This is a genomic window from Sinomonas albida (genome assembly GCF_004919045.1).
Classification (GTDB): domain Bacteria; phylum Actinomycetota; class Actinomycetes; order Actinomycetales; family Micrococcaceae; genus Sinomonas; species Sinomonas albida.
The window spans coordinates 13,357-26,410 of sequence record NZ_SWDW01000017.1; the positions used below are offsets into that span (position 1 = coordinate 13,357).

Annotated in this window: 12 protein-coding genes; 4 read left to right on the forward strand and 8 right to left on the reverse strand. The window is 67.7% G+C overall.

What is annotated here, in order from left to right:
• Nucleotides 1–24 precede the first annotated feature (24 nt).
• Entirely contained in the window at nucleotides 25–855 is an 831-nt protein-coding gene (locus E6A26_RS15410) for a spermidine synthase (protein ID WP_136612091.1), read from the forward strand.
• A 4-nt stretch (nucleotides 856–859) separates the two neighbouring features.
• Here E6A26_RS15410 and E6A26_RS15415 read toward each other — a convergent pair whose 3' ends face one another.
• Nucleotides 860–1,774: a LysR family transcriptional regulator gene (locus tag E6A26_RS15415; RefSeq protein WP_136612092.1), complete on the reverse strand. Its 915-nt coding sequence runs from the start codon at nucleotides 1,772–1,774 to the stop codon at nucleotides 860–862.
• 175 nt (nucleotides 1,775–1,949) lie between these two features.
• Between E6A26_RS15415 and E6A26_RS15420 the strand changes: the two genes are divergently transcribed.
• Complete coding sequence (locus E6A26_RS15420; protein ID WP_136612093.1) at nucleotides 1,950–3,329, forward strand: MFS transporter; 1,380 nt, start codon at nucleotides 1,950–1,952, stop codon at nucleotides 3,327–3,329.
• Nucleotides 3,326–4,090, forward strand: a complete 765-nt coding sequence (locus E6A26_RS15425) for a 3-hydroxybutyrate dehydrogenase (protein ID WP_136612094.1) — start codon at nucleotides 3,326–3,328, stop codon at nucleotides 4,088–4,090. The genes E6A26_RS15420 and E6A26_RS15425 overlap by 4 nt, the downstream gene beginning before the upstream one ends.
• An 83-nt stretch (nucleotides 4,091–4,173) precedes the next feature.
• Here the strand turns inward: E6A26_RS15425 and E6A26_RS15430 are convergent, their stop codons facing one another.
• Together E6A26_RS15430 and E6A26_RS15435 are read right to left on the reverse strand one after the other, a co-directional pair.
• Nucleotides 4,174–4,512: a DUF4190 domain-containing protein gene (locus E6A26_RS15430; protein ID WP_136612095.1), complete on the reverse strand. Its 339-nt coding sequence runs from the start codon at nucleotides 4,510–4,512 to the stop codon at nucleotides 4,174–4,176.
• A gap of 184 nt (nucleotides 4,513–4,696) precedes the next feature.
• The gene (locus tag E6A26_RS15435) at nucleotides 4,697–6,142 is read right to left on the reverse strand and encodes an amino acid permease (RefSeq protein WP_136612096.1); all 1,446 of its coding nucleotides are present in this window, start codon (nucleotides 6,140–6,142) and stop codon (nucleotides 4,697–4,699) included.
• A 227-nt stretch (nucleotides 6,143–6,369) separates the two neighbouring features.
• Here E6A26_RS15435 and E6A26_RS15440 point away from each other — a divergent pair, with 227 nt between their 5' ends.
• Complete coding sequence (locus E6A26_RS15440; RefSeq protein ID WP_136612097.1) at nucleotides 6,370–7,158, forward strand: IclR family transcriptional regulator; 789 nt, start codon at nucleotides 6,370–6,372, stop codon at nucleotides 7,156–7,158.
• Here E6A26_RS15440 and E6A26_RS15445 read toward each other — a convergent pair.
• The 5 genes from E6A26_RS15445 to E6A26_RS15465 all read right to left on the reverse strand — a co-directional run bounded on the left by E6A26_RS15445 (nucleotide 7,143) and on the right by E6A26_RS15465 (nucleotide 12,924).
• Nucleotides 7,143–8,198, reverse strand: coding sequence for a LacI family DNA-binding transcriptional regulator (locus E6A26_RS15445; RefSeq protein WP_136612098.1), 1,056 nt, complete (start codon nucleotides 8,196–8,198; stop codon nucleotides 7,143–7,145). The genes E6A26_RS15440 and E6A26_RS15445 overlap by 16 nt on opposite strands.
• The gene (locus tag E6A26_RS15450) at nucleotides 8,195–9,115 is read right to left on the reverse strand and encodes a carbohydrate ABC transporter permease (RefSeq protein WP_136612099.1); all 921 of its coding nucleotides are present in this window, start codon (nucleotides 9,113–9,115) and stop codon (nucleotides 8,195–8,197) included. Before E6A26_RS15450 ends, E6A26_RS15445 begins: the two co-directional genes overlap by 4 nt.
• Entirely contained in the window at nucleotides 9,112–9,993 is an 882-nt protein-coding gene (locus E6A26_RS15455) for a carbohydrate ABC transporter permease (RefSeq protein WP_136612100.1), read from the reverse strand. Before E6A26_RS15455 ends, E6A26_RS15450 begins: the two co-directional genes overlap by 4 nt.
• 83 nt (nucleotides 9,994–10,076) lie before the next feature.
• The gene (locus tag E6A26_RS15460) at nucleotides 10,077–11,426 is read right to left on the reverse strand and encodes an ABC transporter substrate-binding protein (protein WP_136612101.1); all 1,350 of its coding nucleotides are present in this window, start codon (nucleotides 11,424–11,426) and stop codon (nucleotides 10,077–10,079) included.
• A gap of 61 nt (nucleotides 11,427–11,487) precedes the next feature.
• Nucleotides 11,488–12,924 (reverse strand): glycoside hydrolase family protein, encoded by a 1,437-nt coding sequence (locus E6A26_RS15465; RefSeq protein WP_136612102.1) that lies wholly within the window; start codon nucleotides 12,922–12,924, stop codon nucleotides 11,488–11,490.
• Nucleotides 12,925–13,054: the final 130 nt, after the last annotated feature.

A 13,054-nucleotide genomic window follows, 5' to 3' on the forward strand; every position in this document is an offset into this window, starting at 1 on the left:
GCCGCGCTGGGATAGCGTTACGCCATGGACGCTCGCACTCCGCGCCTTGCGCCGGGTCTCTACCCGATCGACACGGGCACGGCCGAGCTCCAGCGCGACGGCGATTCCGCCGACGGCTGGCTCCTCAAGATCAACGGCGTGCAGAGCTCGCACATCGTGCTGAGCGATCCGCGGCGGCTCGACTTCGAGTACATGCGCTGGATCGTGGCGCTCGTCGAGGAGCGCTTCCCGCCGGAGGGCACGGGCCGGCTCCGTGCGCTGCACCAGGGCGGCGGCGGGTGCTCGATGCCGCGATACCTCGCGGCGCGCTATCCGGACGCGCGGCAGGTGGTCGTGGAGCTCGACGGCCAGCTCGCCGAATACGTGCGGGCGTGGTTCGACCTCCCGAAGGCTCCGCTCATGCGGCTGCGCGTCGGAGAGGCCCGGGCGGTCACCGAGTCGCTCACGCCGCAGACCCGCGACCTCGTGATCCGCGACGTCTTCTCCGGCTCGCGGACGCCGCACCCGCTCACGACCGTCGAGTTCATCCACGCCTCGGCGCGGCTCCTCGACGGCGGCGGGCTCTTCGTCGCGAACGTCGGGAGCGCGCCGGACCAGGTCACGGCGCGGGAGGAGGCCGCGTCGATCGCGGAGGTCTTCCCTTACCTGGCCATCGTCGCCGACCCCGCGATGCTCAAGGGCCGGCGGTTCGGGAACATCATCGTCGCGGCGAGCGACAGTCCCCTTGAAGGCTCCGCCGGGTTGCGCCGTCGTCTGTTGGGAGGGGGCGTGCCCGCCCACTATTGGGACGACGCGCAGGTGCGCTCGTGGATCGGTGCGGCGCCCCCGCGGCATGATCCGCCGGGTGCAAGCTGACCGTTCAGCTCTCGCCGGGGGCCGCGGTCCCCATGAGCATGGGCCGCGACTCCGCTACCTTCCGCTTGAGCGCATCGACGACCGCGGCTACGGCCGGCTGCCGCATCGAATCCGGGCGCAGGACCATCCAATAGGGGAGTTGTGCGCGGAAGTAGTCGGGCAGGAGGCGCGTGAGGTCGGGGTGACGGTCGGCCATGAAGCACGGCAGGAATCCGATCCCAGCGCCCGCACGCGTGGCCTCGACGTGCACGAAGACGTTCGTGGACGTGAGGCCGTCCTGCATTTCGGGGACGAGCCGCCGCGGCGCGTCGAGATCGTCGACCTGGAGCATGGAGTCCACGAAGTACACGAGTCCGTGCCGGGCTAGCTCCTCTGGAGTCGTTGGCGCTCCGTGCCGGGCGAGGTAGTCGCGCGAAGCGTACATGCCGAGCGTGTAGTCCCCGAGCCGCACGGCCTCGGCTCGGTGCACCTGCGGCTCGCCCACCACGACCTCGATGTCGACGCCCGACCGCTGCTGGAGCGCGCGCCGCGTCACGGTGATGAGCTCGACGGCGAGTCCGGGGTGCTGCTGACGCAGCTCGGCCACGGCGGGCGAGGCGATGTACGCGCTGAAGCCGTCTGTCGCCGTCATGCGCACGCTGCCGGTCACCGGATCGTCCGCTCCAGGCGCCAAACGGGCGACGGCGTCCGCGACCTGCGCAGCGACGCCCACCGCGCGCTCGCCGAGGGGGGTGAGCTCCCAGCCGCCGGCGGCGCGGGCGAGGACGCGGCCGCCGAGCGCCTTCTCGAGGGCCGCGATCTTGCGCGCGATCGTCGTGTGGTTGAGGCCGAGCTTGTCTCCCGCGGCCGTGAACTTGCCGGCGCGGGAGACCTCGAGGAGCACGAGGAGCTGGTCGGGGGAGGGCGACGCCGTCGTCATGGCCACACTGTAGCCCCGCGTGACGCCACAATGTGCAGGAATGCACAGATGCGTTGCCGATCTGACCATTGATGCGCCAATTTCGCGCAAGGATACTGGCTTGGTCAAAGGTGGCCCACATCACAGGGCTCGGTGCCGGACGGCACATGTCAGAGCAGACTCCCGGAGGGAACCCATGAGCTCAACGCAGCGCTCGGGCGGCAGCGCCGCCGACAGATCGCTTCTGACCAAGATCGTGTCCGCCTCGATGGCCGGAACGGTCGTCGAGTGGTACGACTTCTTCCTCTACGCCACGGCGTCGACGATCGTCTTCAACAAGATCCTGCTGCCGAAGATGGGGAACGAGTATGACGCGATCATCGCGGCGTTCCTCACCTACGCCGTCGGCTTCGTCGCACGGCCGCTCGGCGGCGTGATCTTCGGGCAGATCGGTGACCGGCTCGGCCGCAAGCAGACGCTCCAGATCACGATCATGCTGATCGGCATCGCGACCGTGCTCATGGGCTGCCTTCCGACGTATCAGCAGATCGGCGTGTGGGCCCCCATCCTGCTCGTGGTCCTCCGCTTCATCCAGGGCCTGGCGCTCGGAGGCGAATGGGGCGGAGCGGTTCTCCTGGTCGCCGAGCATGCACCGGACCAGCAGCGCGCCTTCTGGGCCTCGTGGCCGCAAGCCGCCGTCCCGGTCGGCAACGTCCTCGCGACTTTCGTGCTCTGGATCATGACCACCCTGCTCCCCGGCGACGGCTTCCTGACGTGGGGCTGGCGGGTGGCGTTCTGGCTCTCGGCCGTCGTGGTGATCGTGGGCTACTACATCCGCACGAAGATCACGGATGCGCCCATCTTCCAGGCCGCGAAAGAGGAGCTGGACTCGGAGAAGGCCGCGGGCTATGGCGTCTTCGAGGTGCTCAAGCGGTACCCGAAGGGCGTGCTCGTGGGGATGGGGCTGCGGTTCGCCGAGAACATCTTCTACTACCTCCTCGTGACGTTCTCGATCGTCTACCTCGGGACCGGGCTCAAGATGAACACGGGCGACATCCTTGGCGTCATCGCAATAGCCCACCTGTGCCACTTCGTGGTCATCCCGCTCGTCGGCCGGCTTGCGGATCGTGTGGGCCGGAAGCCCGTCTACCTCGTGGGTGCCATTCTGGGCGGGACCTGGGGTTTCTGGGCCTTCCCCGCGTTCGGCACGAAGAACACGTGGATCATCCTCTTGACGATCATCGTGGGCTTGGTCTTCCATGCCCTCATGTACGCCGGCCAGCCGGCGATCATGGCTGAGATGTTCCCGACTCGCATGCGCTACTCGGGCGTCTCGATCTCGTACCAGGTGACGTCGATCGTCGCGGGCTCGCTCGCGCCGGTCTTCGCTACCGAGTGGCTCAAGGCGACCGGCTCCTGGTGGCCGACGGCGGTCTACCTCGCCATTGCCGGTGTCATCACCGCCATCTCGGTCGTGGCGCTGCGCGAGACGCGCGGCACGTCTCTCCGGGCGGTCGACGCGGCCGACGCCGCCCGGGAGGGTGTCGGCTCGGGTCAGGCTGGGGCCCGCGCATGAGCGGCGCGCGGGCGAGCGGAGGGCTGGCCGGCCGCAAGGCCCTCGTGACCGGCGGCGGCGCGGGGATCGGCGCCGCCGTGGCGAGGGGACTTGCTGAGCGGGGCGCCGCCGTCGTCATCGCCGACCTGGACGGCGACGCCGCCGAAAAGCTCGCCGCGGACCTCGGCGGGGAGGCCTGGGCCGTGGACCTGCTCGACACCGAACCGCTCGAGTCGCTCAGGCTCGACTGCGACATCCTGGTCAACAACGCCGGGATCCAGAAGGTCGCGCCCATCCACGAGTTCGATCCGGACGCGTTCCGGCGCATCCAGCGGCTCATGGTCGAGGCGCCGTTCCTCCTGATCCGCGCAGCGTTGCCGCACATGTACGAACGGGGCTGGGGCCGCGTCATCAACCTCAGCTCGGTGCACGGGCTGCGGGCGTCGGCGTTCAAGAGCGCTTACGTCACGGCCAAGCACGCGCTCGAGGGGCTGTCCAAGGTGACGGCGCTCGAGGGCGCCGCGCACGGCGTCACCTCGAACTGCATCAATCCCGGGTACGTCCGCACGGCGCTCGTCGAGAAGCAGATCGCGGACCAGGCGGCAACGCACGGGATCCCCGAGTCCGAGGTGCTCGACGAGGTCATGCTCACCGAGATGGCCGTGAAGCGGCTTGTCGAGCCGGCGGAGGTCGCCTCGCTCGCGTGCTGGCTCGCGTCCGACGACGCCGGAATGGTCACCGGCGCGAGCTACACGATGGACGGCGGCTGGTCGGCTCGGTAGGGGAAGCGACAGCGCCGTCACGTCCGCAAGGTCTGCGGACGTGACGGCGCTGGTCGAGGTGGCGGGTTCGCCGAGGGCAGGCGTCAGCTGCAGGTGATGGTGGTGCTGCCGACCTGGTGCGTGCCCGGGCCGAGCTGCTGGCACTGCGACGCGACTGCGCTGATGCCGATGATGATCGCAACCGTGACGATGAGCCCGATCACGATGCTGATGGAACCGAGCACGATCCCGACCACGGCGGGCGTGTTCTTGGCGCCGACCTTCTTTGACTGGGACCTGCCCACAATGCCGAGGATGAGGCCGATCAGGCCGAACCCGACGAAGGGGAGGATGACCGAGACGATCCCGAGGGCCTTCCCCGGGACAGCCTGCGGGGCAGGGTAGGCAGGGGGCGGGGCCTGGAGGTTGGACGCGTTGGACATGAGTGCCTCTCTTGACGCTCAGCGGTGGTGCTTGAACGGTGGCGCGCGAATGCGCGCAGAGCGATGCTCTCAATTCGACATGTCCAACACGTGTGCGACGCGCGAAGAACCCGTTGCGCGCGGGAGTGTTACGCGCCGCACCCGATCATTGCGCGCCGAGCCCGAGGGGCTCGCGCCGTGCCCGTCAGCCGCGAGAGCCGACCTCTTCCCTCGCCACCTCCGAGGTGACCACGGGGAGCGGTGAGGTCTCGTCGCGGAGGGCAGGGCGTCGTCGTCCGTCGCCGCGGACCCACAGCGCGTAGGCGGCGCCAAGCAGGCCGAGCCATGCGGCGCCCACCACGAGCGCCACCCGGGTGTCCTCGAACCACCCGAGGACGCCGATCACCAGGACGAGGAAGGCGATCGCGGCGATCGACGCCGCGGGCCAGAGCGGCGAGGGGAACTCCGACGGCGCGAGGGCGTTCTTCCGGATCTCGCGCTTCATGGCGACGTGGCTGGCCAGGATCATGACCCACACCCAGACGGTCGCGAACGTCGCGATCGAGGCGATCACGGTGAACACGTCCTCCGGAATGACGGCGTTGAGGACCATGCCGACGAGCAGCACCCCGGTCATGACGACCACGGTCAGCCACGGCACCCCATGCTTCGACACCTTGCCGAAGGACGACGGCGCGTGCCCCTGCTGGGCGAGCCCGAACAGGACGCGGCCCGCGCCGAAGATGTCCGAATTGATCGCCGAGAGCGCGGACGTGATGACCACGGCGTTGAGCACGTTCGCCGCGCCGGGAATCCCCAGACCGGTGAAGATCTGAACGAACGGGCTGCCCTGCGAGCCGACCTCGGACCACGGGAAGAGGCTCATGAGGACCGCGAGCGTGAGGACGTAGAACAATAGGACGCGCACGGGCACGGTGTTGACGGCGCGGGGGATGGCACGCTTCGGGTCTTCGGCCTCGCCGGCCGTGACGCCGATCGTCTCGACGCCGCCGAACGCGAACACCACCACGGAGAATGCGGCGAGCATGCCGCCGAAGCCATTCGGGAGGAACCCTCCATGCTCCACAAGGTTTCCGACGCCGGGGTGCTGGGCGCCGAGCTGCACGCCGAAGACGATCAGGGCCGCGCCGCCCGCGATCATCGCGACGATCGCGACGACCTTCACGAGCGTGAACCAGAATTCGAGCTCGCCGAAGACCTTGACGCTCAAGAGGTTCACGCCGGTGAGGAAGAAGATGACGGCGAGGATCCAGATCCAGCGCGGGGTGTCCGGAAACCAGAAGCCCATGTAGATGGAGAACGCGGTGACGTCCGCGATCGCGACGATCGCCATCTCGAACACGTAGGTCCAGCCGGTCACGAAGCCAGCGAGCGGCCCGAGGTAGCGGCCGGCGTATTGGCTGAACGACCCCGCGACCGGGTGGCGCACGGCCATCTCGCCGAGCGAGCGCATGACCATGAACACGGCGGCGCCGGCGATCATGTACGCGAGGAGGACGGCTGGGCCGGCGGCCTGGATCGCCGAGGCCGAGCCGTAGAACAGCCCCGTCCCGATGGCCGACCCCAAGGCCATGAACCGGATGTGCCGAACGTTGAGGCCGCGGCTGAGCACGGCGGGTGAAGACTGCATAAGGGGGAGTTCCTCACGTCGCTGGGAAGGATTCCTTCCACTGTGCCCGCCGGGTGGAGTCCTGTGAGTGGCGTCACCGGGGATTGGTGTCTCGGATCGCAGACCGCGGATCTGTCCGGTATCGCAGACGGCGAGGCGTGCGCGGCTGGTGCGCGGCGCCGTCGCCCGCTGGCACACTGGAGTTCGGTATTCCAGACACCGCGCCAGTCCAACCCGAGGTTCCGCCCATGCCCGTCGACCCCAGCCTGAAGTCAAAGGTCCCCGCGGCCGAAAGCACGCTCCGCATCCTGCGCCTGCTTGCGTCCCGCCGCGGCCCCCAACCGGCGGCGAGCATCGCGACGACTCTCGGGCTCCCGCGCTCCACCGTGTACCACCTGCTGGCGGTCATGGAGGAGAACGGCTTCGTGATGCATCTGCCGGAGGAAAGGCGCTACGGGCTCGGGATCGGGGCATTCGAGCTCTCGAGCGCGTACTCGCGGCAGGAGCCGCTCTCGCGGCTGGGGCGGCCCGTGCTCGCGTCGCTCGTCGACGCGATCGGCGAGAGCGCGCACTTGGCCGTGCTGCACGGGCGCGACGTCCTGTACATCGTCGAAGAGCGCGCGAAGAACCGGCCGTCCCTCGTGACGGACGTGGGCGTCCGCCTCCCGAGCCACCTCACCGCGAGCGGCCGCGCGATCCTCGCGGCCCTGCCGAAGTCACAGGTCCGCGCGCTTTACCCGAACGCCGCGGCGTTCAGCGAGCGCACCGAGGAGGGCGAGCACATCCGCAGCTACTCGGCCCTCCAGTCCGCGCTCGACCAGGTCCGCCAGCGCGGCTACGCGACGGAGGACGGCGAGGTCACCTCAGGCTTCGCGTCCGTCGCCGCCGCGGTCACGGACCACGCGGGATGGCCGACGGCGGCGGTCGCCGTGACCTTCCTCGCCGAGAAGGTACCGGTCGAGCAGCGCGACGAGCTCGCGCGGCACGTCGCGGGGGTCGCCGCGGAGCTCTCGCACCGCATCTACGGGCGGCGGTGAAGCGCAGGACCCGCCGAAGCCGGCGGGCCTACTGACTCGCGTTCGACGGCGGGGCACGACACCTTGATCACGCCGTCCTCGGAGTCGTCGAGGCCGAGCAGCCGGCGCACGGCGACCGCCCCGAGATCGTAGTGCGGGAGCGCGACGGTTGAGAGCGGCGGCCGCACGTGGGCCGCGATGACCTCCTGGTTGTCGAAGCCGACCACGGACAGGTCCCCCGGCACCGACACCCCGTGCTCTCGCAGCCCGTCGTACAGACCCGCGGCCATGCGGTCGTTGTAGCAGTACACGGCTGTGGCCCCGGTGTCGAGCAGTTCGCTGACGGCCCCGTAGCCGCCCTCCTGATCGGGGTAGGCCTCGAGCGTGAACGTGGGGTCGAAAGCCAGCCCGGCGTCGTCGAGCGCGGCCCGGTAGCCCGCGAGGCGGCCGTCCTTCGCGGGAGCAGGGGTGGTCGCATTGATGAACGCGATTCGCGTGTGCCCCTGGCGGGCGAGGAGCTCGGTGGCCGCGCGGCCGCCTTGGACCTCGTCCGGCACCACGGCACGGACTCCCGCGACCTCAGCGAAGCAGTTGACGAGCACGAAGTCCGCCTCCCAGAGGGATTCGGGGATCTCTGAAGCTCTGTGGAACCACGTCGAGTACAGGATCCCGCGGACCTTGTGCTCGAGCATCATCGAGATCGCGTCCCGCTCGAGCTGCTCGTTCCCCTCCGTGTTGGCGATGAGCAGCGCATAACCGTGCTTCCAGGCCTCGTCCTGCGCGCCGTGGATGATCTGTCCCGCAAACGGTGTGGTCGCGATCGCATCGGCGATGAGCCCGATGAAGCGCGAGCTCCCGCTCACGAGGGTCTTCGCGAGCGCGTTGGGCCGATAGCCGAGCCGCTCGATCGCCTCCCGGACGCGCCGCCGAGTTTCGGCGGAGATCCGCGCGTCCTCTTTCCGATTGGCCACGAGGGAAACGGTCGTCGGCGAGACGCCTGCGGCTTCGGCGACTTCCCGAATTGTCGTAGGGCGCCTGGCCGGTGTGTCCCGTTCCTTCACCCCTTCGTCGCCCCACTCTCGAGCCCCTGGATCATCGCCTTGTTGAGGACCAGGAACACGAGCAGCAGGGGGGTCACCGTTACGCAGACGGCAGCGAAAGTGGCCGTCCAATCCGTCTTGCCCATGGTGCCGATGTAGTTCTGGAGGCCAAGCGGAATCGTCTTGAGGCCCTCGGTGAGCACGAACGTGTTCGCGAAGATGAAGTCGTTCCAGATGAAGATGCTGTTGACCAGCACCACGGTGACCACGGTATTGAGCGAGAGCGGCAGCGTGATGAGGCCGAAGATCCGGTAGGGCCCCGCGCCGTCGAGCGATGCCGCCTCGTACGTCTCGCGGGGGATGTACTCGAAGAAGGACGAGAACAGGTAAACCGACATCGGCAATGCGAAGCCCGCGAGCGGAACGATCATCGACTGGTACGTATCGAGCAGGCCGATCTTCGAATAGTCGATGAACAGGGGGACAAGCGCGATCTGTACCGGCACGATGATCCCCATCAGGAAGATGCCGCGCACGAGCTTGCTCAACCGGAAGCCTAGGACCTGAATCGCGTACGCGGCCATCATCCCGAGGACCACGATGAGCAGGTTCGCGCCCATCGTGACGATGAAGCTGTTGAGGATGTTCTGCCCGAGGTTCCCCACCGCGAACGCCCGCGCGTAGTTGTCCAGCGTGAGGGCGCTCGGGAGCGCGAACGGATTGCCGGACGCGAAGTCCTGCTCGGTCCGGAGGCTCGTGATGAACAGCCACGCGAGTGGGTAGACCTGCGCGACGACGATGATGACGACGAGAAGGCGGGAAAGCGTGCGGTAGGCGGCGGGGCGCGCACGACGGCGCGGTCGCGGCGCTGCGGGGGCGGGCCGCGGCGCCGCAGTGCGAACCGCGGGAGTCGTTGCCGGGGCTGGGTGGGTGATCACGCGTCCGCCTTTCGCCTGAGCATGAACACGATGAGGCCGACGGCGACGAGACACTCGGCGACGATGAACACCGAGATCGTGCTCGCGTAGCCGTAATCCGTGCTCGTGAACGCGGTCTTGTACATGTACGTGGTTACAAGCTCGGAGGACTGGCCGGGCCCTCCGTTGGTCATGAGATAGGGGATGTCGAAGCCGCGGAGGCCGTACGTCGTGGCCATGATCGTCGTCGTGATCCACACGGGGCGGATGTACGGGAAGCGGATCTTCGTGAACAGCTGCCAGCGCGAGGCGCCGTCGAGGATCGCGGCCTCCTCGAGCTCGCGCGGCACGGCGAGCAGGGCAGCGTAGATGATGAGCATGTAAAGGCCTGTGAACCGCCAGCCCTCGGGTGCGGAGACCGCGGCGAGCACTGTGTTGACGTCGGAGAGCCAGGGCCGCTCGAGCGAGCCGAGACCCACCCACGAGAGCACCTGGTTGAGCAGACCCACGGGGTCGATCGAGTAAATGCGCTCGAACAGGAAGGCGATCGCGACCGTCGAGATGACCGCCGGGAGGAGGTAGAGGGTCTTGACCAGCTCGCGGCCCCGCCGGAGCGAGAGGAGCAGGCTCGCGACGACGAGCGCGCCGCCGAGCTGGAGCACGAGGCAGATCGCGAGGTATCCGAGGGCGTTGAGGAAGGACCGCCAGAACACGTCGTCGTGCGTGAGCATGTGCACGTAGTTGGCGAGCCCCACGAACTCCATGTCCCCGATCCCGTTCCACGAGAAGAAGCTCAGGACGAGGGACTGGAGGATGGGGAACAGGACAGCCGCGCCGTAGACGAGGAGCGGCGGGAGCAGGAACACGAGGACTGAGATCCTCGAACGGGTGGGAAGCATGGTGTGTGCCTTTCGGGCGGGGGAGTCGAGGCTCCCCCGCCGCATGGACCTACTGAAGCGCCTGGGTTACGGGAGAACCGGGGCTACTTGAAGAACTTGGGCGCATTCTGCGCGATGGTGCTGTCCATTGTGCTCGTGAAGTCGGCCGGGGACGTGTTGCCCTGGACGAGAAGCGTGAGCTCCTGCTGGAGCCGCGTGTTGCTCGTGGGGTCGAGTTGCGTGTCCCACGGCATGATCTGCTTCGTGCCGAGATCTTTGGCCTTGTCGAGCGCCTTCTGGTACAGCGGCGTCGCGTTGGCCGGGATCGTCGTCTGGACGTTCGTCGTCGGTGCCAGGGCGCCCGTCGCGGCGTACTCGGCCGGATACTTCGTCAGGGCGAACTTGAGGAAGTCTGCCACGAGCGGGTCGTAGGTCTTGGCGTTAACAGCCATGCCGATGCCGGACGGGGACACGAACTCATTGGCTTCGGTCACGGACTCCGGCGTCGTGGGAAGCGTGAAGAAGTCGATATCGTTGCGAACCGCCGCGTTGAGCTTGTCCGTCGCGAGGCTCGAGAGCTCCCAGGTGCCGATGTTGTACATGGCGGCCTGGCCTGACGTGAAGGCGTTCTGGGCGTCGGAGTAGCCCTGGGATGAGAAGCCCTCGGAGAAGCACTTCGCCTTTCCGAGGGCATCGAGCCAGTTCACGGCCTTCTGCCCGGGAGCGTCGGAGAACTTGGCTTGGCCCTTCTTAAGGCTCGTGATGTAGTCGGGACCGGCCGCGCGGAACGGCTCGTAGGAGACGTAGCGCTCAAGCGGCCACTGGTCTTGGCCGTCGAGGGCGATGGGCGTGATGCCGGCCTTCCGCAGCGCGGTGCACATGGCCGGGATGTCGTTGAGGGACTTCGGCACGGAGACGCCGGCCTTCTGGAAAAGCGACTTGTTGTACCAGAAGTACTCGAGCTCGAACTGCATCGGGACCATGTAGAGCGAGCCGTCGTCGAAGCGCTGGTAGTCGAGGGCGGCCGGCCGGAAGCTGTCGTAGAGGCCGAGGTCCTTGAGCACCTTGTTGACGTCCATCATCTTGCCCTGCTTCGCGAGCTGCTGGGCGAAGGGCGTCGCGTCGGTGTCGAAGAGCTCGGGCAGCTTGTCCGCCGCCGCGAGGGTTTCGTATTTCTGGATGTAGGAGGGCCGGTCTGGCGTCGTGATGAGATTGAGCGAGAAGCCCGGGTGGTCCTTCGCGTAGTCGTCGGCGAGCTTCTTCATGATCGTGATGACCGAGCCGTCCGCCGGCCGCGAGAGCAGCCAGGAGATCTGCCGGGGCACGATCTGGCCGCTCGGGCTTACGTTCGTTGGGCTGCTGGCGCTGCCGGTTCCACAGCCTGCGAGAGCTAGCGCGGCGACGGCCGCAACGGCCGCTGTGCGGCGGAGCTTGGAGCGGAGGGGGTGTTTCATGGGGGTCAATCTCCTTTGATCTGGGTGCTTGAACGGGGTTAGCGCGGGATGGAAGTGCTATTCAGTTGTCGGGTCGCTTGCGTACCTGGAGGGACTCGATCGCCGCGGAGCCTTCCCCAACGAAGACTCCGAGCCGCCCTTCCTTCCTGTCGTAGATGCGGGTGCTGAGGGCGACCGAGCGGTCGACGACGGCGACGCATACATCGCCGTCGGCAATCACCTCGAGCGAGTGCTCGCCCGGTGGCAGATGGCACGGGCGTTCGAGTTCGATCTCGAAGGGTACGTCCCCCGAGATCTCCCACTGGCCGGACCCGGTCGATTCCCGCGGCCAGCGGTCGAACACGAGTCGACCGCGCTTCGGCTCGAGCCGCAGGACGTAGGTGGTATCGCCGTCGTCGCTCGCCCTGAGGAGGAAGCCGCACTCCGTGGTGCCCGCGTCGATGACGAAGACCGCCTTCGCGTAGAAGGTCTCGGGCACGTCCTCGCGCGAGAGGAGCGCCTCGTAGCCGTCCGGGGTTCCGAGGCGTGCGGGGAGCCGCTCGTCGAGGGAGACGGGCACGTCGTCCCAGAAGCTCTCGACGAGCTCGTCCGCGAAGCCGAAGGCGAGCGTCCCGTCGTCGTTCTGGCGGGCCTCGAGGACGGCGAGGGTCCCCGCCCATTGCCATGCGCCGTCGTCCGCTGCGCCTTCCTTGCTGGCGATCCAGCCGAAGAAGAAGCGGCGGCCGTCCCGTTCCCCGGACTTTGACGCGTAGAACGCCCGACCGTCGATGGTGTCGAGATCCGGGACCGTCCACGGGCCGTCGGGCGTCGTGGCCATGCGGTACCGGGTCGCAAACGAGTCGGAGAACTCGGAGTAGACGAGGTACCAGTGCTCGCCCCACTGGAAGACGTCGGGACACTCGTGCATGACGTAGCGGCGTGGGTCCCAGAACGGCTCGACCTCGTGCCAATGCATGAGATTGCGCGAGACGAACTGCGCGATGATGCCGCGGCGGCGCACGGGACCGTGGTCGCGGCGGGCCGCAACGAGCAGGCGCCAGACGCCATCCGGGTCGCGGAAGACGAACGGATCCCGCCAGTCGGCCGTCTCAAAGCCCTCCGGTGCCCTGAGTGTCAGGTTGCGGAGCTTCGCCCACGTCTTCATGCCGTCGATGCTCGTCGCGTGCATGACGAGCTGGAGTGGGAGCCCGTCGGGCCCGAGATGGCACGGATTCTGCCCTGTGTAGAAGAGGTGATGGACGCCGTAGTCGTCGACGACGACGGAACCCGTGTAGGCGTTGAAATCTGGCTCCTCGGGTGTTCCATGCGGAAGCGAGACGCCATGGTCGACGAACTGCGTGAGGTCCTTCGTCGTGACGAGGTTCCAGGCCGTTCCCGGCTTCGGATCGTCTCGTAGTTCGTGGAGGTAGAAGAGCCAGAATTCGCCGTCGTGCTGGAAGGGGATGACATCCCCGACCCACCCGCCGTCGTTGGGCTGGAAGAAGACCTGCTGTGACATCGCCGGGGACGTCCAATCTGCTAAAGCGTTTGATCACCACGACTGTAAGGTGCGTCACATCGAGTGGTCAAGCGTTTTAGCAAGGTCATGCCGCAAACTCATTCCATGACGGATGAGGTCGCGATCATGA

Bases quoted from the DNA above. Each gene is read 5' to 3' on its own strand.
- E6A26_RS15410 (WP_136612091.1), top strand. From the start codon at position 25: ATGGACGCTCGCACTCCGCGCCTTGCGCCGGGTCTCTACCCGATCGAC.
- E6A26_RS15415 (WP_136612092.1), bottom strand. From the start codon at position 1,774: ATGACGACGGCGTCGCCCTCCCCCGACCAGCTCCTCGTGCTCCTCGAG.
- E6A26_RS15420 (WP_136612093.1), top strand. From the start codon at position 1,950: ATGAGCTCAACGCAGCGCTCGGGCGGCAGCGCCGCCGACAGATCGCTT.
- E6A26_RS15425 (WP_136612094.1), top strand. From the start codon at position 3,326: ATGAGCGGCGCGCGGGCGAGCGGAGGGCTGGCCGGCCGCAAGGCCCTC.
- E6A26_RS15430 (WP_136612095.1), bottom strand. From the start codon at position 4,512: ATGTCCAACGCGTCCAACCTCCAGGCCCCGCCCCCTGCCTACCCTGCC.
- E6A26_RS15435 (WP_136612096.1), bottom strand. From the start codon at position 6,142: ATGCAGTCTTCACCCGCCGTGCTCAGCCGCGGCCTCAACGTTCGGCAC.
- E6A26_RS15440 (WP_136612097.1), top strand. From the start codon at position 6,370: ATGCCCGTCGACCCCAGCCTGAAGTCAAAGGTCCCCGCGGCCGAAAGC.
- E6A26_RS15455 (WP_136612100.1), bottom strand. From the start codon at position 9,993: ATGCTTCCCACCCGTTCGAGGATCTCAGTCCTCGTGTTCCTGCTCCCG.
- E6A26_RS15460 (WP_136612101.1), bottom strand. From the start codon at position 11,426: ATGAAACACCCCCTCCGCTCCAAGCTCCGCCGCACAGCGGCCGTTGCG.
- E6A26_RS15465 (WP_136612102.1), bottom strand. From the start codon at position 12,924: ATGTCACAGCAGGTCTTCTTCCAGCCCAACGACGGCGGGTGGGTCGGG.